Below are 25,039 nucleotides of genomic sequence, written 5' to 3' on the forward strand. Positions count from 1 at the left end.
GTCAAAACTTCCCTGTGGCGGTCCCTTCTTTAGGAACCGCCCCGCAGCATCATTCCTGTGCAGGGGATCAAGCGTGCGACAGGGGATAATAGGACTGGAGCGAGCGCACTTCAAGGGGATGGCCCCGCAAAGCCTCGATCGCATCTGCCGCAGCGACGCTGGCGGCCGCCGTGGTGAAGCTCGCCACCTTCTGGCGCAGCGCGCTGGTACGGATCGCCTTGCTGTCCTTGAGCGACTGCCAGCCCTCTGTCGTGTTGAAGATCAACTGCACATCGCCGTCGGTGATCTTGTCCACGATATGCGGACGACCCTCGGCGACCTTGTTCACCTTCTCCACCGCGATGCCATGGTCGGCCAGATAATCGGCCGTGCCGCCGGTCGCGATCAGCTTGAAGCCCATCGCCACCAGCTTGGCTGCCGCCGGCAGGATCACCGGCTTGTCCGTGTCCTTGAGCGAAATGAACACCGTGCCGCTGGTCGGCAACACGGTACCCGCGCCGATCTGCGCCTTGGCGAAGGCGATCGCGAAATTGCTATCGATCCCCATGACTTCGCCGGTGCTCTTCATTTCCGGTGACAGGACCGGATCGACGCCAGGGAAGCGATTGAACGGGAAGACCGCTTCCTTCACCGCCACATGGCTGATCGCATTGCGGTCGATCTTGGGCAGATCCTTGATCTTCTCGCCCGCCATCACGCGGCTGGCGATCTTGGCAATGGGCGTGCCGATCGCCTTGGCAACGAAGGGCACCGTGCGGCTGGCGCGCGGATTGACCTCGATCAGGTAGACGACGCCGTCCTTCACCGCGAACTGGATGTTCATCAGTCCGCGTACCGACAGGGCGTGGGCCAGCACTTCGGTCTGGCGCTCGATTTCCGCGATGATCTCGTCGGACAGGCTGTAGGGCGGCAGCGAACAGGCGCTGTCGCCGGAATGGACGCCCGCTTCCTCGATATGCTGCAACACGCCGGCCACGACCACATCGTCGCCATCGCATAGCGCATCGACGTCAACCTCGATCGCGTCGCGCAGATACTGGTCGATCAGTACTGGCGAGTCGCCGGACACCTTGACCGCCGTGGTGATATATTCCTCCAGCTGCGCCTGACCGTCGACAATCTCCATCGCCCGGCCGCCCAGCACATAGCTGGGCCGCATCAGAACGGGATAGCCGATGCGATTGGCGACCGCGATCGCCTCCTCGCGGCTGCGCGCGATGCCGTTGGCGGGCTGGCGCAGCTTCAGCTTGTCGATCAGCGCGGCGAACCGCTCGCGATCTTCGGCCAGGTCGATGGCGTCCGGGCTGGTGCCCAGGATCGGTATGCCCGCATCCTCCAGCGCCTGCGCCAGCTTGAGCGGCGTCTGCCCGCCAAACTGGACCAGCACGCCCGCCAGCGTCCCGTTCGACATTTCGACGGCCAGGATTTCCAGCACGTCTTCGGCCGTCAGCGGCTCGAAATAAAGCCGGTCGGACGTGTCATAGTCGGTCGACACGGTTTCCGGGTTGCAGTTGACCATGATCGTCTCATAGCCGACCTCGCTCAACGCGAAGCAGGCATGGACGCAGCAATAGTCGAACTCGATCCCCTGCCCGATGCGGTTCGGCCCGCCGCCCAGGATCACGACCTTCTTGCGATCGGTCGGCGCGGCTTCATTCTCCGCCTCGCCGAACAGCGGCGCTTCATAGGTCGAATACATGTAGGGCGTCTTCGCCTCGAACTCGGCGGCGCAGGTGTCGATGCGCTTGAAGACCGGACGCACGCCCAGCTTGTGGCGCAGCTTGCGCACCTCGTCCTCAGTGACGCCGCCGGTCATCGCCTTGACCGCTTCGTGGATCAGGCCCGACCCGCGCGCGATGCCGCGCTCCATGCCGCGCAGATTGGCCGACTTGAGCGCCAGATAGGCGAGCCGCTTGTCGGAAAAGCCCATGGATTTCAGGCGGCGCATGCCATCGGCATCCTGCGGCAGGCCATTGGCCAGCACTTCGCCTTCCGCATCGACGATTTCCTTGATCCGCTCCAGGAACCAGGGATCGAACTTGGCGATATTATGGATTTCCTGAACGGAAAGCCCCTCACGCAGCGCTTGCGCCGCGACCAGCAGCCGGTCGGGCGTCGCCTGCGCCAGCGCGGCGACGATATCGTCCTTGGGCGCGCCGACCAGATGATCGACATTGTTGAAGCCGGAGAGGCCCGTTTCCAGACCGCGCAGCGCCTTCTGCATCGATTCATGGATGTTGCGGCCGATCGCCATGACTTCGCCGACGGACTTCATCGCGGTGCCCAGCAGCGGCTCGGCGCCCTTGAACTTTTCGAAGGCGAAGCGCGGAATCTTCGTCACGACATAGTCGATGGTCGGCTCGAACGATGCCGGGATCGCCCCGGTGATGTCGTTCGTGATCTCGTCCAGCGTATAGCCCACGGCCAGCTTCGCCGCGACCTTGGCGATCGGGAAGCCGGTGGCCTTCGACGCCAGCGCCGACGAGCGCGACACGCGCGGGTTCATCTCGATCACGATCAGGCGGCCGTCCTTCGGATTGACCGAGAACTGCACGTTGGAACCGCCTGTTTCCACGCCGATTTCACGCAGCACCGCGATGCTCGCGTTGCGCATGATCTGATATTCCTTGTCGGTCAGCGTCAGCGCCGGCGCGACGGTGATGGAGTCGCCCGTATGGACGCCCATCGGATCGACATTTTCGATCGAACAGATGATGATGCAATTGTCGTTGCGGTCCCGCACGACTTCCATCTCATATTCTTTCCAGCCAATCAGCGATTCCTCGATCAGCACCTCGGTCGTCGGCGACGCGTCCAGGCCACCGCGCACGATGTTGACGAACTCTTCGCGATTATAGGCGATGCCGCCGCCGGTGCCGCCCATGGTGAAGCTGGGACGGATGATCGAGGGAAGGCCGGTAAACTCCAGCGCCTCCAGCGCCTCTTCCATCGTGTGCGCGATGCGCGAGCGGGCCGATTCCAGACCGATCTTGTCCATGGCGTCGCGGAACTTGATCCGGTCTTCCGCCTTGTCGATCGCCTCGGCATCCGCGCCGATCATCTGCACGCCATACTTTTCCAGCGTGCCGTCGTTGAACAGTGCCAGCGCCGTGTTCAGCGCCGTCTGCCCGCCCATGGTCGGCAGCACCGCGTCCGGCCGCTCCTTCTCGATGATCTTCGCCACGATTTCGGGCGTAATCGGCTCGACATAGGTCGCGTCGGCAAATTCCGGGTCGGTCATGATCGTGGCCGGGTTGGAATTGACCAGGATGATGCGATAGCCCTCTTCTTTCAGCGCCTTCACCGCCTGCGTGCCCGAATAATCGAACTCGCACGCCTGGCCGATGATGATCGGACCAGCGCCGATGATGAGGATGGAGGAGATGTCGGTGCGTTTGGGCATTATTTTTGGCTCTCGCGATGCAGGCGGACGAAGGGAGGTTTGACGAAAGACAGTACGCAATTGAACGCCCTGTCAGTCAAACCCTTGGCCGGAAAACGAAGCTGTGCGGTTTCGTCGACATCCAGCCAACCGATGTTTGAACGCATTTCCCACTTCGTCAGGCGGCAATGGGAGGCGATAAAAGTAAGATGGTGACCAACATCCTTGGCCTGTCGCGCGGGATCGACGTCACCGGCCTTTGCCCAGGACGGACCTTGTCCGGTCGGCCGGCGATATTCGAGTGTCAACCATTGCGTAGAAGCCCGAAACTGTTCGACAGCCCAAGCACCTATACAAACCAATGCAGATAGGGCGGCGCCTGCGGCCATCGGTCGGAGATAGGCGTGCCTCAATGCACGCCCCCCGCCTGCGCCTCGCATCCCCAGCCGTCATATTCGACGCCGCAGAGGATTTCGATCTGGAGGCATTTCTTGGTCAGCGCGCGGATCGACGCTTCATCGACCGGCTGCACGCATTCCAGGAACAGGAACAAGTCGCCGTCCTCATCCTCTTCCCGGTCCAGTTCGACGAAGCCGAACTGGCTGGCGATGATCAGGACGCGCTCGAAATCCTTCTCGCTGCCCCGGAAGCTGACATCCACGGGCCGCGCGATGCGCGCCACGTCGCCATTGCGCTTCAGGTTGGCGAGGACGTCCTTGTCCGCCTCCCACTCGGCGGCAAGACGCGCTTCGTCGACGGGGGGCAGGTTCTGGCTCATGCCGCGACCGGCTTTTTCAGGCCGTCCACGAACCGCTTGAACAGATAGAAGCTGTCCTGCGGCCCCGGCGATGCTTCGGGGTGGTACTGCACCGAAAAGGCGTTCTTGTCGGTCAGCTCGATGCCGCAATTGCTGCCGTCGAACAGCGACACATGGGTCGATCGCGCATTGGCCGGCAGCGTATCGACATCGACCGCAAAGCCATGGTTCATCGAGGTGATCTCAACGAGGCCGTCCGACAGCCGCTTGACCGGATGGTTCGCGCCGCGATGCCCCTGATGCATCTTGATCGTCTTGGCGCCCACCGCCAGACCCAGCAGCTGATGGCCAAGGCAAATGCCGAAGATCGGCACATTGTCCGTCAGCAGCGCCGCGATCACCGGCACGGCATAGGCGCCGGTCGCGGCCGGATCGCCCGGACCGTTGGACAGGAACACGCCATCGGGGCTGAGCGCCGTCACCTCTTCATAAGATGCGGTGGCGGGCAGCACTGTCACGCGCGCGCCGGCCTGCACCAGATTGCGGAAGATATTGTTCTTCGCGCCATAATCGATCGCGACGACATGGGGGCGTTCATCGCCCGCCTCATTCAGGCCATAGCCATGGCCCAACTTCCAGACGCCGTCCTTCCACAGGCGGCTTTCCTTGCCCGTGACTTCGATGGCGAGGTCCATGCCCTCCAGCCCCGGCCAGGAAGCGGCCTTCGCGCTCAGCGCTTCGATATCGAAATTGCCGTCGGGATCATGGGCGATCACGACATTGGGCGCACCCTTGATACGGATCAGGCGGGTCAGCGCGCGGGTATCCACGCCGGCCAGACCGATGCGCCCCTGCTCTTTCATCCACTGGTCGAACGGTTCGACATTGCGGAAATTGCTGGGCGCGGTGACGTCCTGCCGCACGATGCAGCCCAGCGCATGGGGAAGCAAAGCCTCCACATCGTCCAGGTTGGTGCCGACATTGCCGATATGGGGGAAGGTGAAATTGACGATCTGCCCGGCATAGGACGGATCGGTCATGATCTCCTGATAGCCGGTGATGGAGGTGTTGAAGCACAGCTCGCCCACAGCCTCGCCCACCGCACCGAAGCCGCGGCCGAACACGGCGCTGCCATCGGCAAAAACCACGACCCCTGTCGCTCCTTTAGGCACAGTAAGGGTTTTGGCGTCTGCCATGGTCTGCGGTCCTTTATGCTTTTGCGGGAACCCGTCTGGTGCGGGTTAAACGGCCGGTCACCTATGCCCGTGCGACGTTCAGGTCAACGTCTGTTAAAAATCTCTTTTGCCGCTATATCTTCTCCTTTCCCGAAAGAAACAGGATTCGTTCGCCATGATTCGCGACACCATCAAGAGCGCCCAGATTGAATCGATGAAGGCGGGCGACAAGGAACGCCTGGCCGCCGTGCGCCTGATCCTGGCGAAGCTCAAGGATCGCGACATCGAATTGCGCACCGCGTCAAACGTGCCGGACGACGACGCCCTGGTGGTCGAAGTGCTCCAGAAGATGGTGAAGCAGCGCCGCGAATCGATCGACATGTTCAAGACCGGCGGCCGCGACGAACTGGCCGCCAAGGAACAGGCCGAGCTGGACGTGATCGAAAGCTTCCTCCCCGCCCAGCTGAGCGAAGAAGAAACCAAGGCCGCGATCGAAGGCATCAAGGCCGAAGTCGGCGCGGAAAGCGTGAAGGACATGGGCAAGGTGATGGCCGTGCTGAAGGAACGCCACGGCAGCGTCATCGACATGAGCAAGGCAAGCGGCCTGGTGAAGGCGGCGCTTGTGTGAGTGAAGACGGGGGAACGCCATTCACTCCCCCCCTCCCGCCTGCGGGAGGGGGCCGGGGGGTGGGCTCACCCTATCGACTTGCGCGCCCGACCGATGGCGCACGCAATCTGCGCAACAACGCCACGCAAGCTGAGCGACTGCTCTGGAGCCGATTGAAAGGCGCCCAACTCGAAGGCCTGAAATTCAGCCGCCAGATGCCTATAGCCGGCTTCATCTGTGATTTTGTGTGCCGCTCCCGCAAGCTGGTCGTCGAACTGGACGGCAGCCAGCATGCCGATGCAGCAGATTATGACGCCATGCGGACCAGAAAGATCGAAGCGCAGGGCTACCGGCTGATCCGCTTCTGGAATAATGATCTCATTGAGAATCTAGAGGCCGTGTTGGAAACTATCGTCAGGGCAGCTTTGGGTGGCCCGGTTGAGCCCGCCCCCCTGCCCCCCTGCCGCACGCGGGAGGGGGAAGAAGGCGCATGACCCTCACCCCGCAATGGCTGGACGAGCTGCGCGCGCGCACGTCGCTGTCGACCCTCATCGGCAAGACCGTGAAGGTCACCAAGGCCGGCCGCGAATATAAGGCCTGCTGCCCCTTCCATAATGAAAAGACGCCCAGCTTCACGATCAACGACGAGAAGGGCTTCTACCATTGTTTCGGCTGCGGCGCGCATGGCGATGCGATCCGCTGGATGACCGACCAGCGCGGCCTGCCGTTCATGGAGGCCGTGAAGGAACTGGCCGCCGCCGCCAGCATGGATGTGCCCGCCGCCGATCCGCGCGCCGCCAAGCGCGCCGAAGCCGCCAAAGGCCTGCACGACGCGATGGCCGCGGCGCAGGCCTTCTTCGAGGAGCAACTGGGCGGCATCGATGGCGGCGAAGCACGCGCCTATCTGCAAAAGCGCGGCATGACCGACGCCACGCGCCGCGCCTTCGGCTTCGGCTTCTCGCCGGACGGACGCGGGCGCCTCAAGACCGCGCTCAAGGAATTCGGCGAACCGATGCTGGTCGAGGCCGGCCTGCTGATCGACCCCGAAGCGCTGGAACAGGGCAAGGGCGCCGGGAAAAAGCGCGAAAGCTACGACCGCTTCCGTGGCCGCCTCATGTTCCCCATTCGCGACATTCGCGGCCGGGTCATCGCGTTCGGCGGCCGCATATTGGGTGCGGGCGAGCCCAAATATCTGAACTCGCCCGACACCCCGCTCTTCGACAAGGGCCGCACCCTCTACAATATCGACCGCGCCTCTCCCGCCAGCCGCAATACCGGCCGCGTCATCGTGGTGGAGGGCTATATGGACGTCATCGCGCTGGCCCAGGCCGGCTTTGGCGAAGCCGTCGCCCCGCTCGGCACGGCGCTGACCGAACATCAGATCGAACGGCTGTGGAAGATGGTCGAAGTCCCCATCCTCTGCTTCGACGGCGATTCGGCCGGGCAGAAAGCCGCGATTCGCGCCGCCACCCGTGCCCTGCCCTTGCTGCGCCCCGGCCATAGCCTGTGCTTTGCCACCCTGCCGCCGGGGCAAGACCCCGACGACCTGATTCGCGCCAGCGGCGCGCAGGCGATGGAGGCGGTGCTGAACGCGGCCGAACCGCTGATCGAACGGCTGTGGAGCCATGAACTTTCCGCCATGCCGCTCGAAACGCCCGAGCAGAAGGCGGCGCTCAAACAGCGGCTTCGCGCCATAACGGATGCGATTGCCCATCCTGATGTGCGCGCTCATTATGCCCATGAATTTCGCGAGCGTTATGACGCCCGCTTCTTCGCCCGCCGCGACGCCGCACCCGCGCAGCAGCGCTTTCAGGGCGGCGGTGGCGGCAATGCCGCCCGCTGGCAACGGGACAAGCGCGGCAATTGGAAGGCGCCTATTCCTCCCGCCGGCACCGAAGTCCGGGCGATCGGCGCCAGCGGCATGGAACAACGCCTGCTGCGTGCCGTCCTTGCCGCCTTGCTACGCCATCCGGCCCAGATCGCCCCCCATCGGGAGATGCTTTCGGCCCTGCAAATCGGCGATCCGATGCTGGCCCAGATGCTCGCTGCGATGATCAGCCTGTCCTTCCGCAAAGAAACAGTTGAAACACAGGCCCTCCTTACCATATTGGGGCAAGGTGAGTTGTATAATATGGCCAAGGGGATGCTCCGGGCCGACGCTTTCACACTCACTCCCGACAGGATGGCAACCGACCCTGATCGCCTATCGCGCGATCTGGAGGAAGCCATTCGAGTGATGGCGCAGGGACCGGAGCTGGAAACGGCACTGGTGGAAGCCACGAAACGGTTCGAGAGCGAATTCAGCGAAGCCAATTTCGCTGAGCAGCAGCGTATTCGCATGCTGAAGGCCGATCACGACCGTCGCGTTGCGGAACTTGCGCAGTCCGAAGACATTGTTTGATTTAGGTTAGCCCTCTTATCAGGGCGACGAAGTAAGGCGATTACATGGCGACCAAGGCGAACAGCAAAAATGGCGGGGCAAGCGATGCGGAGGAAGGCGGCGATGCGCCCCTGCTCGATCTCAACGAAGCCTCCGTCAAGAAGCTGATCGCCCGCGCGAAGAAGCGCGGCTACATCACCTATGACGAGCTGAACGACGCCCTGCCGCAGGACCAGATGTCCTCCGAGCAGATCGAGGATATCATGGCCGCCCTCAACGAGATGGGCGTCAATATCGTCGAGAATGAGGAAGCCAGCGAAGACGGCGACGAGCAGCGCGAGCGTGAGGATGCCGAGGACGCCGAGGATGAATCGAGCGACGATGACGGCCCCAAGCTCGTCACCGAAAAGAAGAAGGAAACGGTCGATCGCACCGACGATCCCGTTCGCATGTACCTGCGCGAAATGGGCGCGGTGGAACTGCTCAGCCGTGAAGGCGAAATCGCCATCGCCAAGCGGATCGAGGCCGGTCGCGACACGATGATCCTGGGTCTGTGCGAAAGCCCGACCACCTTCAACGCCATCATCGAATGGTCGACCGCGCTTAACAACGGCGAAATGCAGCTGCGCGAGATCCTGGATCTCGACGCCATGCTCTCCAAGGATCCTGCTCCCGAAAGCATGGAAGAGGGCGCCGAAGACGACGACGGCGAAATCAGCGAAAAGACCGCCGGCCCCAGCTTCAAGGAAGAAGAAGAGCCGGAGGAGGAATCCGCCGACGCCGACGAGGATGAGGACGGCGCACCCCGTGCCCGCCGCGCCGAGGAAGAAGAGGAAGAGGACAACACCCTCTCCCTCGCCCAGATGGAAGAGACGCTCAAGCCGATGGCGCTTGAGAAGTTCGCCACCATCACCGAAATTTTCCGCGCCTTCTCCGCCTCGCAGGAAGCGCGCATGGTCGCGATGGCCAATGGCGACAGCCTGAGCCAGAAGGCCGAAGACACTTATCACGACCTGCGCGAACAACTGACCGCCGAGGTCGAGAGCGTCCAGTTCCACCAGCAGAAGATCGAATATCTCGTCGATCAGCTCTACGCCTATAACCGCCGCCTCACCGCGCTGGGCGGCCAGATGCTGCGTCTGGCCGAGCGTCACAAAGTCAGCCGCAAGGACTTCCTCGACCGCTATGTGAACCATGAGCTGGACGATGGCTGGCTCGACAAGGTGAGCGGTCTGGACAAGAAATGGTCCGCCTTCGTCGCGGCCGAAGGCCGCGCCGTCGATCGCATCCGCAACGAGGTCGGCGAAATCGCGCAGGCGACCGGCATGTCCTTGAGCGAATTCCGCCGCATCGTGAACATGGTGCAGAAGGGCGAGCGTGAAGCGCGCATCGCCAAGAAGGAAATGGTGGAAGCGAATCTGCGCCTCGTCATCTCCATCGCCAAAAAATACACCAACCGCGGCCTGCAATTCCTGGATCTTATTCAGGAAGGCAATATCGGCCTGATGAAGGCGGTGGATAAGTTCGAATATCGCCGCGGCTACAAATTCAGCACCTATGCTACCTGGTGGATCAGGCAGGCGATCACCCGCTCGATCGCGGATCAGGCGCGGACCATCCGTATCCCGGTCCATATGATCGAAACGATCAACAAGCTGGTCCGCACCAGCCGCCAGTTCCTGCACGAACAGGGCCGCGAACCGACGCCGGAAGAAATGGCCGAGCGTCTGTCGATGCCGCTCGAAAAGGTGCGCAAGGTGATGAAGATCGCCAAGGAGCCGATCTCCCTCGAAACGCCGATCGGCGACGAGGAAGACAGTCATCTGGGCGACTTCATCGAAGACAAGAACGCGATCATTCCGGTGGATGCCGCGATCCAGGCGAACCTGAAGGAAACGGTCACCCGCGTCCTCGCCTCGCTCACTCCGCGTGAAGAGCGCGTGCTGCGCATGCGCTTTGGCATCGGCATGAACACGGACCACACCCTTGAGGAAGTGGGCCAGCAGTTCAGCGTGACCCGCGAACGCATCCGTCAGATCGAAGCGAAGGCGCTGCGCAAGCTCAAGCACCCCTCGCGCTCGCGCAAGATGCGGTCCTTCCTGGACCAGTAATACCACCAAGCAATGATTGGAGCCTCGGCTAAGCGTTCCCCGGCGCAGGCCGGGGTCCAGTTCAGAGCGTGGGACTGGACCCCGGCCTACGCCGGGGAACGCTCCATATGAGTCAGTCTCATGGCTTTTGGTATGTAAAGCGGTTAAATTAAATTGGATCGGTAAATTTAAATTAACCATTATTGACGGAAAAGGGCGGCTTTCACGGTCGCCCTTTCTGATTCCGTAAACCGGACGTTTACCCGGTTCCCCTATCCCTGTGGCTACAGCCCGCGCCTGCGGGACCAACAGGGATGAGAGCATGAGCGAAGCGGCACCGCGCTACCAATTTGGCGACATCGCGCGAATCCTGGAAGCGCTGGTCGCTGCCGACGGCACGGCTGCCCATCCCTATGCCAATCGCGCCGCCGCCGGCGTGGCCCGCGACGCCCTGCTGTCGCTTTCCGATCTGGCCGATGGCGCTTATTATCTCTGCATGCTCCACGGCCGCCATCCCGGCGTCATCGACCATGCAGCCACCCGCTCCGCCGACAATGCCGCGCGCCAATGGCTGATCGAGGCAGGCGACGCCTTCGCCCGCGAACGCGCCTATCTGACCCAGGTCACAGTCGCCGTCGGCCCCGCCCCTAGCACGGCGGGCCAGGCCGATTGCGAAACCGCCGTCAGCCAGCAACGCCATGCGCTCGATATGCTCGCCCAGTCCGACCGGCGCGGATGCGCCATGGGCGCGGCGATGGCGCTGGTGCTCGACTGGCGCGCCGTGCGCCATGTGCTGGATCAGGCAGCGCTGCGCGTGGGCCTCGAACCCCATCCCTGCGCCTTGCCCGAACGCGCCGCCACGCTGGACGTCGCCCGCGCGATCGGCGGCGACGACGGCATCGACCGCGCGATCCAGTTCGGCGCGCGCCAGCTTCTGAACCAGCATCGCGGCCTGTGGGATCTGCTCGCCGCCCGCGCCGACGTCCGCGCAAAGACCGCCTGATCCTCTCCTTACCGATTGCACCGGCCTGCCGCATTGCCTAGTCCGGTTGTCATCGACAACCGAATGGGACGGGATGATGCGCTTTGAAGGCACGCAGGACTATGTCGCCACCGAAGATCTGAAGGTCGCGGTCAACGCCGCCGTGCTGCTGCGCCGTCCCCTGCTGGTGAAGGGCGAACCGGGCACCGGCAAGACCGTCCTCGCCCAGGAAATCGCCAAGGCGCTGGACGCGCCCCTGATCGAATGGAACGTCAAATCCACGACGAAGGCGCATCAGGGCCTCTACGAATATGACGCCGTCGCCCGCCTGCGCGACGGCCAGCTGGGCGACGAACGCGTCCACGACATCAGCAATTATATCCGCAAGGGCAAATTGTGGGACGCCTTCACCGCCCCCAAACTCCCCGTCCTGCTGATCGATGAAATCGACAAGGCCGACATCGAATTTCCCAACGACCTGTTGCAGGAACTCGATCGCATGGCGTTCCATGTCTATGAAACGGGCGAAACGATCGCGGCCGCCGATCGCCCGGTGGTGATCATCACGTCGAATAATGAGAAGGAATTGCCCGACGCCTTCCTGCGCCGCTGCTTCTTCCACTATATCAAATTCCCCGACCGCGACACGATGCAGGCCATCGTAGACGTCCATTTCCCCGGCATCCAGAAGATCCTGGTCGGCAAGGCGATGGATATCTTCTACGAGATACGCGACGTCCCCGGCCTCAAGAAAAAGCCTAGCACCAGCGAGTTGCTCGACTGGCTGAAACTGCTGCTGAACGAGGATATGCCCTTGGACGTCCTCCAGAACAGCGACCCGACCAAGGCGATCCCGCCGCTCCACGGCGCGCTGCTCAAGAATGAGCAGGACATCATGCTGTTCGAACGCCTCGCCTTCATGGCCCGGCGACAAGGGCGGTAAAATCTCCCCGCCTGCTTGCGGGAGGGGTTTAATGAGGGCCTGTCAGGTCACTCCGCCCCCCCTCCCTGACGCCTTCGCATCGCCACCACCGGCGAGGTCCGCTGGCATGCCAGCATGGCCGACTCGCGCCCGCATCTGCCCCTCATCCGCGCCGGCGCGCTGGACAATCCCGCCCTCATCGGCCCGCAGGCGGTGATCTGGACCCATGCCGCCCAGGAGTTGGCGCTTCACGACCCCGACCCGCCCTCTTATCCCGCGCAAATCCGGCCAGTCGCCTGATTTAGCCTCTTGCGCCCCCCGGTTTAGTCTGTAGCCTCCCTGTCATAGTTCAAGGCCGCGCCAAGACGGTCTAGATCTGGAGAGGGATGCCGTTGCCCAAGTGCGCCCAAAGTCTCATGACTCGTTTTCTGTCGGCGGCCGCCCTGTGCCTTGCCATCCCCTCGCTCGCGCAGGCCGCAGACGGCGAAGCCTGGACCCCGACGCAGGATGCCATCCGCGCCGACGCTGCGGGCATCAGCCTGCCGCAGACCGTCGCCGGCCTGTCCCTGTCCAAAAGCGGCGAAGCCTCCAATGGCGGCCGCGCGGTGGACAATTATGCGCAATATCTCTCGGAGGATGGCGCCATTCAGGCGACTCTCTACGTCTATCTGCCCACTTATGCCGACGCCTCCCTCGCCGCCTATATGACCGACAAGGCAGTGATGGAGCGGTTCGGCGCCAAGACCCGCCGCACCGCCTATGCCAGCGCCCCTGCCGCCGGCCGGGCGGCCAGCGCGATCCGCGCAGTCTATGACGACGCAGCCGACGGTGCGTTGACGACGGCGGCGGGCTTCATCCATGCCGGGCGCTGGATCGTGAAGATCCGCATCACCGGCCCCACCGAGCGCCGCGCCGAAGTGCTGAAGGGCCTCGACGGCATGCTCGCCAAGCTGACGGTGGACGATCCCGCCAGCCTGCATCCCACCGCGCCCGCCAGTTTCGCCGCCTGCCCCGCCGCCGCCGCCGCCGACGCGCAACTGACCCCAGCCAAGCCGACCGACCATGCCGTGCCCCAGAACGTCCTCATCCCCCGCGACGGCAAGGATGCGCTGTGCGTCCGTGGCACCGTGACCACGGCCGAGGGCAGCTATGACATGCTGCAACAGGTCGGCCGCAGCGACGGCCCGATCATCGTGCCCGTGGACGACAGCGGCACCGTCCTCGCCTTCGACCCCGCCACCGATGCGCAGGGTTACAAGCTGTCCATTCACATGGTCGGCCAGACCGATCTCTACGGCCTCTACGACCGTGTCCCCAACCCGCACCAGATCGCCGCGATCCTGGACGGCAAAGACCCCCAGACCGCCCAGGCCGCCGCCATCGCCACCTACGCCGCCAACGGGGATGTGACGCTCAGCCGGTAAGGCGTCTTTGGGCGGATATGTGGCGTTCGGCTTATCTTTAGCCCTCTCCCGTCTTCACGGGAGAGGGTTGGGTGAGGGTCTTTCTTCTTACTGGCGGGAAGCGGTTGTCCAGAAAGAAGAAAGACCCTCACCGACTGCGACTAGGCATCAAGCTGACAAGTCTTCGTTGCCTCTCCCGCGAAGGCGGGAGAGGGTAAAGGGAGCGTTCACTTCTGATCGCTAGCGGCCTTATTCTCCACCCTTCAAATCAAATACCCCACCTCATAAAGCCCCCATTTCCGTCCGCCGAACACCAACGGCACGAACACGCTGCGCAGCGCACGATAGCGCCCCTCGCCCAGATCCTGTCGGTAGGTGAACAGAAAGAAATCCCCTTCCTCCTGCAAAGCCCGGCGCGTCTGGCTGTCCATGAAGATCTGCCTGTTGCGCGCATGCTCCATGTTCCAGTCCGACAGGCCCGGCCGCTGCGGCTGGCTGCGCGTGCTGATATGGGTCGGCAGATAGCCGTTCATGTCCAGCAGGCAGCAGCCGACGATCGCACTATCCTCGCTCGTCCGCCGGTCCAGAACCGGCCGCACGCGATTGTCGGCAAAGGCGGTGAAGCCGTTCAGATATTGGGTCGGGCTTGACCCCGGCACAGCGCGATAATTGCTGTCGAACAGCGCCGCCAGACCGATCTCTCCGTCCCGCACCGCATCCTCGATCAACGCACTAATCTCCTCCGCGCCATCCTCGGCCAGCGCGATATAACGGCTGTTGCGCGTCTTTTGCGGTCCATGCGCCGCGCGGTTGAGCATCGCATTGGCCATGCCCTCCAACCCTTCCAACTGCTCGCGCGCGGCATCCACGCGCAACGCGCTGTCGCTCGCCGACCGGCCGAATGTCGCCAACCCGTGCCGCAGCGCGCTCACATCGCCATCGGCGGCGTCGGTGCAATGGACGATCGCGTCGGACCGCTCGCCAAATTGCGTCACCAGCGACGCGATCTCCGCCATGCTGAGGCGCAACTGGTCGATATGGGTGCCGACACCCCGGCCCCGCACGATATTCGCCTCGACGCCCCCGATCAGCGCCCGCGCATCGCGATCCAACTGGCCCAGCTTGTCCCCGACCGAGGCGGCGGATTCCCCCGCCTGCCCCGCCAGCCGCCGGATTTCGTCCGCAACCACCGCAAAGCCCTGCGTCGCCGCCCCGCCGCGCGCCGCCTCGATCGCGGCGTTGACGCCCAGCAACCGCGTCTGCCGCGCGATCGCCCCCAACTCCTCGCTAATGTCGCCTACCGCCTCGATCACGGTCAGGAACTGGCGCAAATGCCCTTCCAGCCCGGTGACATGCTCGACCAGGCCTGCCACCTCGCCCAGCGACAGGCCGATCACATCATGCCCGTCCGCGATGATCCGCCCGGCGCGCCGCGCGGTCAGGCTCAATTCCTGCGCAGCGGCGACACTCTCATTCTGGCTCGCCGCCAGCGTCGCCATATTGGCCTGCAAATCGGCCAGATGCGCCGAATCCCCCTGAATGCGAAGATTGAGCTCGCTCAGATATCCAGCCGTTTCGCTGCACTGCAATGCGATGTCGCCTGACCGTTCCCCCAGGTCAGCCAACAAGTCCCTGTTTTCCAAGTGCGCCCCGCCGAAATCTATTATGACTGGATGATGACGGATTAACCATGCGCTGCAACACTTAATATTCGGACAATCCCGGCTCGCCGCAGCAGCTTGCATCCCCGCTGCCGCTGGCCGACAAGCGACCCATGCTGCTCAACTTTCTCGACGCGCTTCGCGCCGCCGGCATCAACGCCAGCATCAAGGAGCATCTGCTGCTGCTGGAGGCGCTGGACCGCGACGTCATCGCCCGCCGGCCGGAGGATTTCTATTATCTCGCCCGCGCCACCTATGTGAAGGACGAAGGGCTGCTGGACCGCTTCGATCAGGTGTTCGCCAAAGTCTTCAAGGGCGTGCTCGATCAGGACGGCCTCGAAGCCGACATTCCCGAAGAATGGCTGCGTCTCGTCGCCGAAAAATATCTCAGCCCGGAGGATATGGCGCAGATCAAGTCGCTGGGCGACTGGGACACGATCATGAAAACGCTCAAGGAGCGGCTGGAGGAACAGAAGGAGCGGCATCAGGGCGGCAATAAATGGATCGGCACCGGCGGCACCTCTCCCTTCGGCCATGGCGGCTATAATCCGGAGGGTATCCGGATCGGCGGCGAAAGCCGGCACAAGCGCGCGATCAAGGTCTGGGAAAAGCGCGAATTCGCGAACCTCGACAGCATGAAACAACTCGGCACCCGCAACATCAAGGTGGCGCTACGCCGCCTGCGCCGCTTCGCGCGGGAGGGCGCGGCGGACGAACTGGACCTCGACGAAACGGTTCGCGGCACCGCGCGGCAGGGCTGGCTGGACATCCGTATGCGCCCGCAGCGCCATAATGCGGTGAAACTGCTGCTCTTCCTCGACGTCGGCGGCTCGATGGACCCGTTCATCACCCTGTGCGAAGAACTTTTCTCCGCCGCGACCGGCGAATTCAAGAATATGGAATTTTTCTACTTCCATAATTGCCTGTATGAAGGCGTGTGGAAGGATAATCGCCGCCGTTTTTCGGAACGCACGCCGACTTGGGATATCCTCCACAAATATGGCCATGACTATAAGGTGATCTTCGTCGGCGACGCGGCGATGAGCCCCTATGAGATCGCCCATCCGGGTGGCTCTGTCGAACATATGAATGAAGAAGCCGGCGCCGTCTGGCTGGACCGCGTCACCCGCACCTATCCCGCCACCGTATGGCTCAACCCCGCGTCACAGGCGCATTGGGGCTATAGCCAGTCGACGCAGATGATCCGCGACCTGATGAACGACCGCATGTACCCCCTCACGATCGAGGGCATTGACGCCGCGATGCGGGAATTGACGCGCAAGCGGTAGCGGCTTGCCGTCCAACAACTTATATCCCGCCAGACCCGTTTTCCGGAGGAAGTTCGCCATGTTCACCCGCCAACAGGCAGCCCGCGCAGCCTTCGCCCTCCTCGCTTTGACGCCAGCCGCCGCGCTCGCCGCCGCTCCGCCCACCGAAGGCACCATGGCCGTCGAGGCAAACGGCATCGATGCAGGGCAAGACCTGTTCCGCGACGCCACCGCCAGCGCTTTGGCGGACAAGGGCTTCACCCTGCTGGACGGCGCCGGCCACGCCGCTTTCACGATGGATCTCGCAGTGTCAGTGACGCAGGTCGGGACCGTAGACGCAAAGGTCGCCACCACAGGCCCGAAGATCGAGAATGGCGGCCTGAGGAGCGGGGTCGGATCGGCGGTCAAGATACAGGTGCCATCGGGCAAATCCCGCCGCGTGGCCCTGGAACGCACCCAACTCGACATGACCCTGCGCAAACGCGGCGAAACGGACGTGATCTGGCGCGGCTCCGCCGTAACGGTCCGCAATTCCGCGACGCCGGGCAATATCGCGGCCGACCTTTCCACCGCCCTGCTGCGCCAATATCCGGCCCAATCCGACGCCGTCATCGGCGTACCCTGAGCGCCAACTCCACCATTTTCGTTCCCCGGCGTAGGCCGGGGCCCAGTCCCACGGCTTCAACTGGACCCCGGCCTGCGCCGGGACTTCCCGACAGGATCAGCCCGGCATAACGAAATGTCGCATCCGGCGGGAAATATGCGAAGTTAAGCCCGAAACAAGACCCCGCCGGTCATCGGCTCCGGCACCCCGGTCGTCCCCGGAAAGCTGATCGCCAACCCCCGCAAATGCCGCACCGCCATATAGGCGAAACCCTGTGCCTCCAGCGCATCGCCATCCCAGCCAAGGCCATCGACGCTCAACACCTGCGCCCCGGTCCGCGCCGCCAGCATCGCCATCAGCGTTGCATTATGCCGCCCGCCGCCCGCGACATGGATCTGCGCCGGCCGCTCGGGCAAATGGTCCACGGCCCGCGCCACCGCCTCAGCGGTGAAAGCGGTCAGAGTCGCCGCGCCATCCTCCAGGCTCAGCCCCCGCACCGCCTCGATACTGAACTGCTCGCGGTCGATGCTCTTGGGCGGCGGCACGGCGAACCAGGGATCGGCCATCATCGCCGCCAGCCGCGCCGCATCGACCTGCCCCCGCGCAGCCGTGGCGCCGCCCTCATCATAGGCCGCGCCACCATGCGTCTGCATCCAATTGTCGATCAACCCGCTCGCCATGCCGGTATCGAACGCGATCAGCGTCCCGTCCGACCCGATGAAGCTGATATTCGCCACCCCGCCCAGATTGAGGATCGCCGCCGGCTTGACCAGCCCGTCGGCCAGCGCCCGATGATAGACCGGCATCAGCGGCGCGCCTTGCCCGCCCGCCGCGACGTCAGCGCTGCGCAGGTCGGCCACGACCGGAATCCCGAACCCGCCGGCCAGCCCCGCGCCATCGCCGATCTGCCAGGTCCAGCCCCATTCGGGCCGATGCGCGACGGTATGGCCATGAAAGCCGATAACGCCCACATCTTCGGCAATATGCCCGCTGCGCCCCAGCAGGTCCGCGACCGCCTGCACATGCCGTTCGGTCAATTCCACCTCGACCGACGCGATCAGCGGTTCGAAGCCCGGCTTCTCCATCGCCATCGCCCTCTGGCACGCCTCGGCCAGCCGCAACCGGAACCCGTCATCATAGGCCATGGCATGGAAAGCGACCGGCCGCGTCACCCCTTCCCCATCCGTCTCGATCAACGCCGCGTCGATCCCGTCGCGCGAAGTGCCGGACATCAATCCGATGGCGAGCATGGGGGCGTTGGTCACGGATGATCCTTATCAAAGCGGAGATGAACGGGATGACTTCCCCTCCCGTTCGCCCTGAGCCTGTCGAAGGGCCGTACTTCCTTATGAAAACTGCCAGGCTTCGACAAGCTCAGCCCGAACGGCCGGGAGGGAAGGCGCCTCGCACTCCAGCCGCACCGCCTCCATCTCCGCGAAGAAACAATCCCGCGCCTCCGCCGAGAATGGATTGGCCTGCTCGATCGCCCGGCTCACTCCCACCGCATCATGGCGCACCATCTCCACCGCCTGCCGGATCAGGTCGAAACTGCGCGTGGTGATCCGCTCGGGCAGATGCTCCATCCGCAGCATCGCCTTGGCGATCAGGTGCGTCAGCCCTTGGGTGAAGGCCGCCTCGCGATCATGCTCCTCCGGCGTGGCGAACAGCACCGCCAGCCCGAACGCCCTGCGCAGGAAAGTCGCCACCCGTCGCGCCCTCGTCCCCCGCAACGGGCACAGCACGATCTTCAACCCCGCCATCCCCTGCCCCACGCTCTGCGGCCCGAACAAGGGATGAGTGGCGATCAGGTCGACATGCGCGGGCAACTCTTCCCGCAATATCGCCGCCGGCTCGACCTTCACCGACCCCACGTCCATCACCAGCGCGCCGGGTTTCAGATACGGTGCCATCTCCCGGCAGACCGCCCGCATCGCCGCCACCGGCACCGCCAATATCACGATATCGCACCCACTCACCTGCGCCAGCGACGCCGGCTCGACACCCACCGGCATCTCAACCGCCCGCGGATCATGGGCCAGCACCGCAACATGCGGCGCCAGATACTCCGCCATCAACCGCCCGAAGGCGCCAAGGCCGATAATGCCCAAGCTGGGCCGGACAGGAGGGGAAAACAGGATCACGCAAAGCCTCGCTTCTTTTTGAAGAGAGCCGCGCAAATCTTTGGTCAGGGATTTTTCAGGATCAACCGCTGATTGGCGCAGCGGTTGAAAGGACGACAAGAAACCCACCGCTTATGTCAGCGGCGGTAATAGCTCCGGAACAGGGCGCAAAATGAAAGGGGGTTTCTGGCCATGGCCGCCGGGCTAGGCCGTTCGGCGAACCATGTCAACGCGAAGCCTTTTCGTCGCCCGGCCGCGATGCTACAGGCCCGCGCCATGAGCAACTATCAGTCCGATCTCCTCCGCCTGCTGGAAACACGCGGCTACATCCACCAGATGACCGATGCGGAGGGGCTTGACGCCCTTGCCGGCAAGCAGGTGGTGCCGGGCTATATCGGTTTCGATCCGACCGCGCCGTCGCTGCATGTCGGGCATCTGGTGTCGATCATGATGCTGCGCCAATTGCAGAAGGCGGGCCACAAGCCCATCGTCCTGATGGGCGGCGGCACCGGCAAGATCGGCGATCCCAGCTTCAAGGACGAAGCGCGCAAGCTGCTGACGACCGATATCATCGCGGACAATGTCGCGAGCATCAAGCGCGTGTTCGAACGCTTCCTGACCTTCGCGCCTGAAGGTGAAGAGGGCGGCCCGACCGACGCGATCATGCTCGACAATGCCGAATGGCTCGACCGCCTCGAATATATCCCCTTCCTGCGCGACATCGGCCAGCATTTCTCGGTCAACCGGATGCTGAGCTTCGATTCGGTCAAGACACGGCTCGACCGCGAACAATCGCTCAGCTTCCTCGAATTCAACTATATGATCCTCCAGGCCTACGACTTCCTCGAACTGTCGCGCCGCTCGGCCTGCCGCCTGCAAATGGGTGGCTCGGACCAGTGGGGCAATATCGTCAACGGCGTCGAACTCGCGCGCCGCGTCGATGGGCAACAGGTGTTCGGCCTCACCACGCCTTTGCTCACCAATGCCGACGGCACGAAGATGGGCAAGACCGTGGGCGGCGCCGTCTGGCTGAATGAGGATCAGCTTTCGCATTACGATTATTGGCAATTCTGGCGGAACACCGCCGACGCCGACGTCGCCAATCGCCTGCGCCTCTTCACCGACCTGCCGATGGACGAGGTGAACCGTCTCGCCGCGCTGGAAGGCGCGGAAATCAACGAAGCGAAGAAGATCCTCGCCAACGAAGCCACCGCGCTCTGCCGTGGTCTCGACGCCGCGCAGGCTTCGGCAGAAACCGCGCGCAAAACCTTTGAAGAAGGTGCGTCGGACGCCAACCTGCCGACCGTCAGCCTGGGCGCCGAAGGCCTGACCGTGGTGCAGGCCGTCACGGGCCTGGGCTTTGCGACGTCGAACAAGGAAGTGCGCCGCAAGCTGGGCGAAAATGCGATCAAGCTGAATGGCGAGGTCGTCACCGATCCCGCCGCGACGCTCAAGGCCGGCGACAAGCTCAGCTTCGGCGCGAAGAAGCACGGCCTGATCGTCACCTGACCACAGAATCGGGAAAGAGCGTTAGCCGGCGGTTAACGCTCTTCTTTGGTAAAGCATCCATTTTCGAAGGCGTAGAGGATGGATCATGTCCGTCTTCGCCAATCTCGGCCACGTCCTGCGCTCCCGCGACCCTGGGGTCGATCAGCGGCGCGCGGCGCGCGATCTGGTCGATATGCTCAGCCATATCACCACCGGCGGCCGCACCCATGGCATCCGGATCATCAATATCTCCGCGCTCGGCCTGATGTGCCGCAGCGACAGCAGCTTCATGGCGCACGAACAGGTCAGCGTCTGGCTGCCGATCGTGAAGGATATCGCGGCTGAGATCCGCTGGGTCGAGGATGGCCGGCTCGGCATGGAATTTCTGGAGCCGATCACGCCACAAATCTACGACGCGATGCTCGGCCTCATCCCGCCGCGCCGGACGGCATGGTGATTGCGGGGCTGGTAAAGCCCTCCTCCGCCTCCAGCTTCTGACGCCCGCGGACCAGCGCTTCGGGCATTTCGGTGCGCAGGAATGTCAGCATCACTTCCCGCACCTCGCAGCGCAGGTCGAACGCGATGCCCGCATTGCGCGCCGACAACAGCCCGCGTAGTTCCAGCGCATCGGCGCGATGATCCGTCACTTGCAGGATCGCCACCCGCCCGTCCCAGCGCCCGTTCGCCTTCACCGCCTCGACGAAGCGCGTACGTATCCGCTCGATATCGGCGGTCGGATCGACATAGAGGAACACCGTGCCCAGCAGGTCGGACGTCTTGGTCGTCCAGTTCTGGAAAGGCTTTTCCAGAAAATAGGATACCGGCACCACCATCCGCCGATCGTCCCAGATGCGCACGATGACATAGGTCAGCTTGATCTCCTCGATCCGCCCCCATTCGCCTTCGATGATGACGACATCGTCCAGCCGGATCGGTTCGGAAAAGGCCATCTGGATGCCCGCGATCAGGTTCTTGAGCGCAGGCTGCGCCGCCGCGCCCACCGCCAGTGCTGCCAGACCCGCCGACGCCATCAACGACACGCCGATCGTGCGCACACCCGGAATGGCGATCAGCATCATCGCGATCACCAGGAACCCGACGATACATTGGCATATGCGATAGAGGATGCTGATCTTCGTCCGCCGCCGCCGGGCTTTCAGATTATCCTCGACACTGATGTCGGCGCGCACCTCCAGCATCGCCTTGCCCGCGCGCATCAGGCGGAACACCAGCCATCCGACCAGCCATGCGAAGACCATCCGCCCGCCGATCGACCATATATCCTCGGTGCGCGGCGCCAGGTCTAGCGACTTGAATCCCGCCCCCAGCGCCAGCAACACCACCAGCCAGCGCGTCGGCTGAAAGATGGCGGGCAACAGCACCGGCTCGATCTTGGAATGTTTCGCGACCCGTAGCGCGATCCAGTAGAGCGCCCAATGGATCAGGAACGCGGCAGCCACCGAAATGGCGATCGACATCACCGCCATCGGCGTGATGTGGGTTAGGCTGATATCGGTCATGCCAGGGGCAACGCAGGCGCGCCGCAGTTTGTTTCGCAAGTGCGAGATGTTTCACCATCATCCCTCTCCCCATGGGGGAGAGGGATGCGCAGACTTGGCAGCCTGCTGCCTAGTCGGAGCTGGGTGAGGGGGTCAGCGCCCCATCGAACACACGCGCCGAAGTCACCCCCCCCTGAGCAACCCCACAGCCGCATCCTTCTCGAACAGATACAGGCACGTCCGCGCCGCCTGCCCGCGCGCGCTGTCCAGTCCGCCGTCCCGCTCGATCAACAGATGCGCGTCATCCCGCGCGCTATCCACCAGTGCGGCGACATGTTCCGGCGTCGCGACCTTCAGCTCCGCCTCGCCCGACTGGCGCGTGCCCAACACCTCGCCCGCGCCGCGCAGCTTCAGATCTTCCTCCGCGATGCGGAACCCGTCATTCGTCTCCCGCATCAGCGCCAGCCGCGCCCGCGACGTCTCGCCCAGCGCATTGCCGCGCAGCAGCAGGCAGGTAGACGGCTTGTCGCCACGCCCCACCCGCCCGCGCAACTGGTGCAACTGCGCCAGCCCGAACCGGTCCGCACCCTCGATGATGATCAGGCTGCTGTTGGGCACGTCCACGCCCACTTCGATCACCGTGGTCGCCACCAATATCTGCGTCCGATTGGCCGAAAAGGCCTCCATAGCCGCGTCCTTGTCCGGTCCCTTCATCCGGCCATGGACGAGGCCGACCCGCTCCCCGAACCGCGCACGCAGCGACTCCGCGCGCATTTCCGCCGCCGCCTGGTCGCTCGTCTCGCTTTCCTCGACCAGCGGGCACACCCAATAGGCCTGCCCCCCGCCCTCGACATGGCGGGCCAGCGCCTCCACCACCTCGTCCAGCCGCGTGGCGGCCATCACCAATGTCTGGATCGGCTGGCGCCCCGGCGGCATCTCGTCCAGCCGCGACACTTCCATCTCGCCATAATAGGTCAGCGTCAGCGTGCGGGGGATCGGCGTCGCCGTCATCACCAGCAGATGCGGCGATCGCTCCGCCTTGCTCGCCAGCATCATCCGCTGCGCCACGCCGAAGCGATGCTGCTCGTCGATCACCGCCAGACCCAGCGCCTTATATTGCACCGCTTCCTGAAAAATGGCGTGCGTGCCGACGAGAATGTCGATGCTCCCATCCGCCAGCCCCATCAGCGTCGCCTCGCGCACCTTGCCCTTCTCACGCCCCGTCAGAATCGCAATCTCGATCGGCAGGCCCGACCCCATTTTCCGCAGCGTCTCATAATGTTGCCGCGCCAGGATTTCGGTCGGCGCCAGCATCGCGCCCTGCATCCCGGCCTCGACCGCGTTCAGCAGCGCCATCAGCGCCACCAAAGTCTTGCCCGACCCGACATCGCCCTGAAGCAGGCGCAGCATCGGCGTCGCCTGCGCCATGTCGCCCTCGATCTCGCCGATCGACCGCCGCTGCGCGCCCGTCGGCGCGAAGGGCAGCTTGAGCATATCGCGCAGCCGCCCGTCGCCCTGGATCGACACGCCCCGCCGCCGCCGCGACGATTGCCGCACCAGCATCAGCGCCAGCTGCCCCGCGAAAATCTCGTCATAAGCCAGCCGCTCGCGCGCCTTGGCGTCCGACGGATCGGCATGAACCCGCCCCAGCGCCTCGCGCCACGCGGGCCAGCCCTTGCGCGCAAGCAAGCTCGGCTCGATCCATTCCGGCAATTCCGGCGCCCGCGTCAGCGCCTGCGCCGCAATGTCGCGCATCCGGTTGTTGGTCAGCCCTTCGGACAGGCCATAGACCGATTCGCGCGCCGGCACCGTGTCCGCTTCTTCGGGCGGCAGCACATAGTCGGGATGCACCATCTGGAGATTGTCGCCATAGGCCTCCAGCTTGCCCGACACGAATTTGGGTTCGTTCAAAGGCAACAGCTTGCGCGGCCAGCCGCTATTCTTCCCGAAATAGACGAGGGACACGACATTAGCCCGCTTGTCGATCGCCTGCACCCGAAACGGGGCGCGCGGGCTGCTGCTCGCCTTATAATCCACCGGCGTCAGCATCGTGCCGATCACCCGCCCCGCGTCGGCCATATCCAGTTCGTCGGTCAGGTGCCGGTCCACCCAACTGACCGGAATATGGAAGGCGACATCGGCCGCGCGCGCCAGCCCCAGCCGCTCCAGCGGACGGGCAAGCGCGGGGCCGATCCCCTTGAACAGGGATATTTCGGCAAAGAGCGGATTGAGAATATCGGGTCGCATGGCTATCTGCTGCGCTCTAACCTAGCCGGGGCGGTCATACAAATCCCCGATCGGCCATTTTGCCATGCCCGCAAAAGGAACAAATTGTGAACGACAATCCCCAGATGCGCCGCATCAAATTCCGGGCCTGGCATCGCGGCACGCGGGAAGCGGACTATACGGTCGGCGGTTTCTTCGAACGCTATTACACGACATGGAACCCGGAAGACATCGCCTGGTTCGAACGCTTCATGGAGGAGCAGGATGCCGACATCATCGGCTGGGCGCTCGGCACCATCCCCGTTCCCGAAGAATGGAAAGGCCCGATGATGGACAGTTTCCTGAAACTCGATTTCGTGAAGATCGAAAATTGACACATCCTCCCCTGCAAGGGGAGGTGGCAGGGCGCAGCCCTGACGGAGGGGTAGCAACCTCTCGATAGCATGACACCCCTCCACCGCCTGCGGCGGTCCCC

The 25,039-nt window shown here is 63.8% G+C and carries 22 protein-coding genes; 13 read left to right on the plus strand and 9 right to left on the minus strand.

The genetic code is table 11. From position 1 onward, the window contains the following. Nucleotides 1-67 precede the first annotated feature (67 nt). From carB to carA, 4 genes are read right to left on the minus strand one after another with little or no spacing between them, the layout of a single operon-like run. The gene (gene carB / locus F4U95_RS02820; RefSeq protein ID WP_150424499.1) at nucleotides 68-3,403 is read right to left on the minus strand and encodes a carbamoyl-phosphate synthase large subunit; all 3,336 of its coding nucleotides are present in this window, start codon (nucleotides 3,401-3,403) and stop codon (nucleotides 68-70) included. After that, nucleotides 3,403-3,771 (minus strand): hypothetical protein, encoded by a 369-nt coding sequence (locus F4U95_RS02825; protein WP_150443111.1) that lies wholly within the window; start codon nucleotides 3,769-3,771, stop codon nucleotides 3,403-3,405. Before F4U95_RS02825 ends, carB begins: the two co-directional genes overlap by 1 nt. Nucleotides 3,772-3,791: 20 nt before the next feature. Beyond that, nucleotides 3,792-4,160 carry a ribonuclease E inhibitor RraB gene (locus tag F4U95_RS02830; protein ID WP_093014983.1) on the minus strand — a complete coding sequence of 123 codons (369 nt, stop codon included), beginning with the start codon at nucleotides 4,158-4,160 and terminating at the stop codon, nucleotides 3,792-3,794. Further along, a complete protein-coding gene (gene carA / locus F4U95_RS02835) occupies nucleotides 4,157-5,335 on the minus strand; it encodes a glutamine-hydrolyzing carbamoyl-phosphate synthase small subunit (RefSeq protein WP_150424501.1) in 1,179 nt (392 codons plus the stop codon). Before carA ends, F4U95_RS02830 begins: the two co-directional genes overlap by 4 nt. Before the next feature lie 154 nt (nucleotides 5,336-5,489). Here carA and F4U95_RS02840 point away from each other — a divergent pair, with 154 nt between their 5' ends. From F4U95_RS02840 to F4U95_RS02875, 8 genes are all read left to right on the plus strand, one after another. Continuing rightward, nucleotides 5,490-5,942: a GatB/YqeY domain-containing protein gene (locus F4U95_RS02840; RefSeq protein WP_120249676.1), complete on the plus strand. Its 453-nt coding sequence runs from the start codon at nucleotides 5,490-5,492 to the stop codon at nucleotides 5,940-5,942. Between the two features lie 59 nt (nucleotides 5,943-6,001). Further along, the gene (locus F4U95_RS02845) at nucleotides 6,002-6,415 is read left to right on the plus strand and encodes an endonuclease domain-containing protein (protein WP_150424502.1); all 414 of its coding nucleotides are present in this window, start codon (nucleotides 6,002-6,004) and stop codon (nucleotides 6,413-6,415) included. Then, entirely contained in the window at nucleotides 6,412-8,322 is a 1,911-nt protein-coding gene (gene dnaG, locus F4U95_RS02850) for a DNA primase (RefSeq protein WP_150424503.1), read from the plus strand. Before F4U95_RS02845 ends, dnaG begins: the two co-directional genes overlap by 4 nt. A 44-nt stretch (nucleotides 8,323-8,366) precedes the next feature. After that, a complete protein-coding gene (gene rpoD / locus F4U95_RS02855; protein ID WP_120249673.1) occupies nucleotides 8,367-10,412 on the plus strand; it encodes an RNA polymerase sigma factor RpoD in 2,046 nt (681 codons plus the stop codon). A 301-nt stretch (nucleotides 10,413-10,713) separates the two neighbouring features. Then, a complete protein-coding gene (locus F4U95_RS02860; RefSeq protein WP_120249672.1) occupies nucleotides 10,714-11,394 on the plus strand; it encodes a DUF6975 family protein in 681 nt (226 codons plus the stop codon). Nucleotides 11,395-11,470: 76 nt separating this feature from the next. Further along, a complete protein-coding gene (locus tag F4U95_RS02865; RefSeq protein WP_150424760.1) occupies nucleotides 11,471-12,316 on the plus strand; it encodes an AAA family ATPase in 846 nt (281 codons plus the stop codon). 114 nt (nucleotides 12,317-12,430) lie between these two features. Next, a complete protein-coding gene (locus tag F4U95_RS02870; protein ID WP_246171475.1) occupies nucleotides 12,431-12,595 on the plus strand; it encodes a hypothetical protein in 165 nt (54 codons plus the stop codon). Nucleotides 12,596-12,681: 86 nt separating this feature from the next. Next, nucleotides 12,682-13,719 carry a hypothetical protein gene (locus F4U95_RS02875; protein WP_211363933.1) on the plus strand — a complete coding sequence of 346 codons (1,038 nt, stop codon included), beginning with the start codon at nucleotides 12,682-12,684 and terminating at the stop codon, nucleotides 13,717-13,719. Between the two features lie 242 nt (nucleotides 13,720-13,961). Here the strand turns inward: F4U95_RS02875 and F4U95_RS02880 are convergent, their stop codons facing one another. After that, entirely contained in the window at nucleotides 13,962-15,326 is a 1,365-nt protein-coding gene (locus F4U95_RS02880; RefSeq protein WP_211363934.1) for a methyl-accepting chemotaxis protein, read from the minus strand. 146 nt (nucleotides 15,327-15,472) lie between these two features. Between F4U95_RS02880 and F4U95_RS02885 the strand changes: the two genes are divergently transcribed. Beyond that, complete coding sequence (locus F4U95_RS02885; RefSeq protein WP_150424505.1) at nucleotides 15,473-16,648, plus strand: vWA domain-containing protein; 1,176 nt, start codon at nucleotides 15,473-15,475, stop codon at nucleotides 16,646-16,648. Between the two features lie 58 nt (nucleotides 16,649-16,706). Beyond that, nucleotides 16,707-17,252, plus strand: coding sequence for a DUF4136 domain-containing protein (locus tag F4U95_RS02890; RefSeq protein WP_150424506.1), 546 nt, complete (start codon nucleotides 16,707-16,709; stop codon nucleotides 17,250-17,252). A gap of 143 nt (nucleotides 17,253-17,395) precedes the next feature. On the opposite strand, the gene F4U95_RS02895 is transcribed toward F4U95_RS02890, so the two are convergent. Both F4U95_RS02895 and F4U95_RS02900 read right to left on the minus strand, forming a co-directional pair. Continuing rightward, nucleotides 17,396-18,481: an anhydro-N-acetylmuramic acid kinase gene (locus F4U95_RS02895; protein WP_150424762.1), complete on the minus strand. Its 1,086-nt coding sequence runs from the start codon at nucleotides 18,479-18,481 to the stop codon at nucleotides 17,396-17,398. A gap of 96 nt (nucleotides 18,482-18,577) precedes the next feature. Then, nucleotides 18,578-19,372 (minus strand): prephenate dehydrogenase, encoded by a 795-nt coding sequence (locus F4U95_RS02900; protein WP_211363935.1) that lies wholly within the window; start codon nucleotides 19,370-19,372, stop codon nucleotides 18,578-18,580. Nucleotides 19,373-19,627: 255 nt separating this feature from the next. On the opposite strand from F4U95_RS02900, the gene tyrS reads away from it, so the two are divergent. Together tyrS and F4U95_RS02910 are read left to right on the plus strand one after the other, a co-directional pair. Further along, on the plus strand, nucleotides 19,628-20,860 hold the full coding sequence (gene tyrS / locus F4U95_RS02905) for a tyrosine--tRNA ligase (protein ID WP_150424764.1): 1,233 nt from the start codon (nucleotides 19,628-19,630) through the stop codon (nucleotides 20,858-20,860). An 82-nt stretch (nucleotides 20,861-20,942) separates the two neighbouring features. Beyond that, entirely contained in the window at nucleotides 20,943-21,296 is a 354-nt protein-coding gene (locus F4U95_RS02910; protein WP_150424507.1) for a PilZ domain-containing protein, read from the plus strand. Here the strand turns inward: F4U95_RS02910 and F4U95_RS02915 are convergent. Both F4U95_RS02915 and recG read right to left on the minus strand, forming a co-directional pair. Beyond that, nucleotides 21,268-22,359 carry a mechanosensitive ion channel family protein gene (locus tag F4U95_RS02915; RefSeq protein ID WP_170267467.1) on the minus strand — a complete coding sequence of 364 codons (1,092 nt, stop codon included), beginning with the start codon at nucleotides 22,357-22,359 and terminating at the stop codon, nucleotides 21,268-21,270. The two genes, F4U95_RS02910 and F4U95_RS02915, sit on opposite strands and share 29 nt — an antisense overlap. Nucleotides 22,360-22,521: 162 nt before the next feature. After that, nucleotides 22,522-24,585, minus strand: coding sequence for an ATP-dependent DNA helicase RecG (gene recG, locus F4U95_RS02920; RefSeq protein ID WP_150424508.1), 2,064 nt, complete (start codon nucleotides 24,583-24,585; stop codon nucleotides 22,522-22,524). An 86-nt stretch (nucleotides 24,586-24,671) separates the two neighbouring features. Here recG and F4U95_RS02925 point away from each other — a divergent pair, with 86 nt between their 5' ends. Continuing rightward, a complete protein-coding gene (locus F4U95_RS02925; RefSeq protein WP_150424509.1) occupies nucleotides 24,672-24,938 on the plus strand; it encodes an FAD assembly factor SdhE in 267 nt (88 codons plus the stop codon). Nucleotides 24,939-25,039: the final 101 nt, after the last annotated feature.

This window comes from Sphingobium limneticum, from assembly GCF_008710165.1.
In the GTDB taxonomy this organism is placed as follows: domain Bacteria; phylum Pseudomonadota; class Alphaproteobacteria; order Sphingomonadales; family Sphingomonadaceae; genus Sphingobium; species Sphingobium limneticum.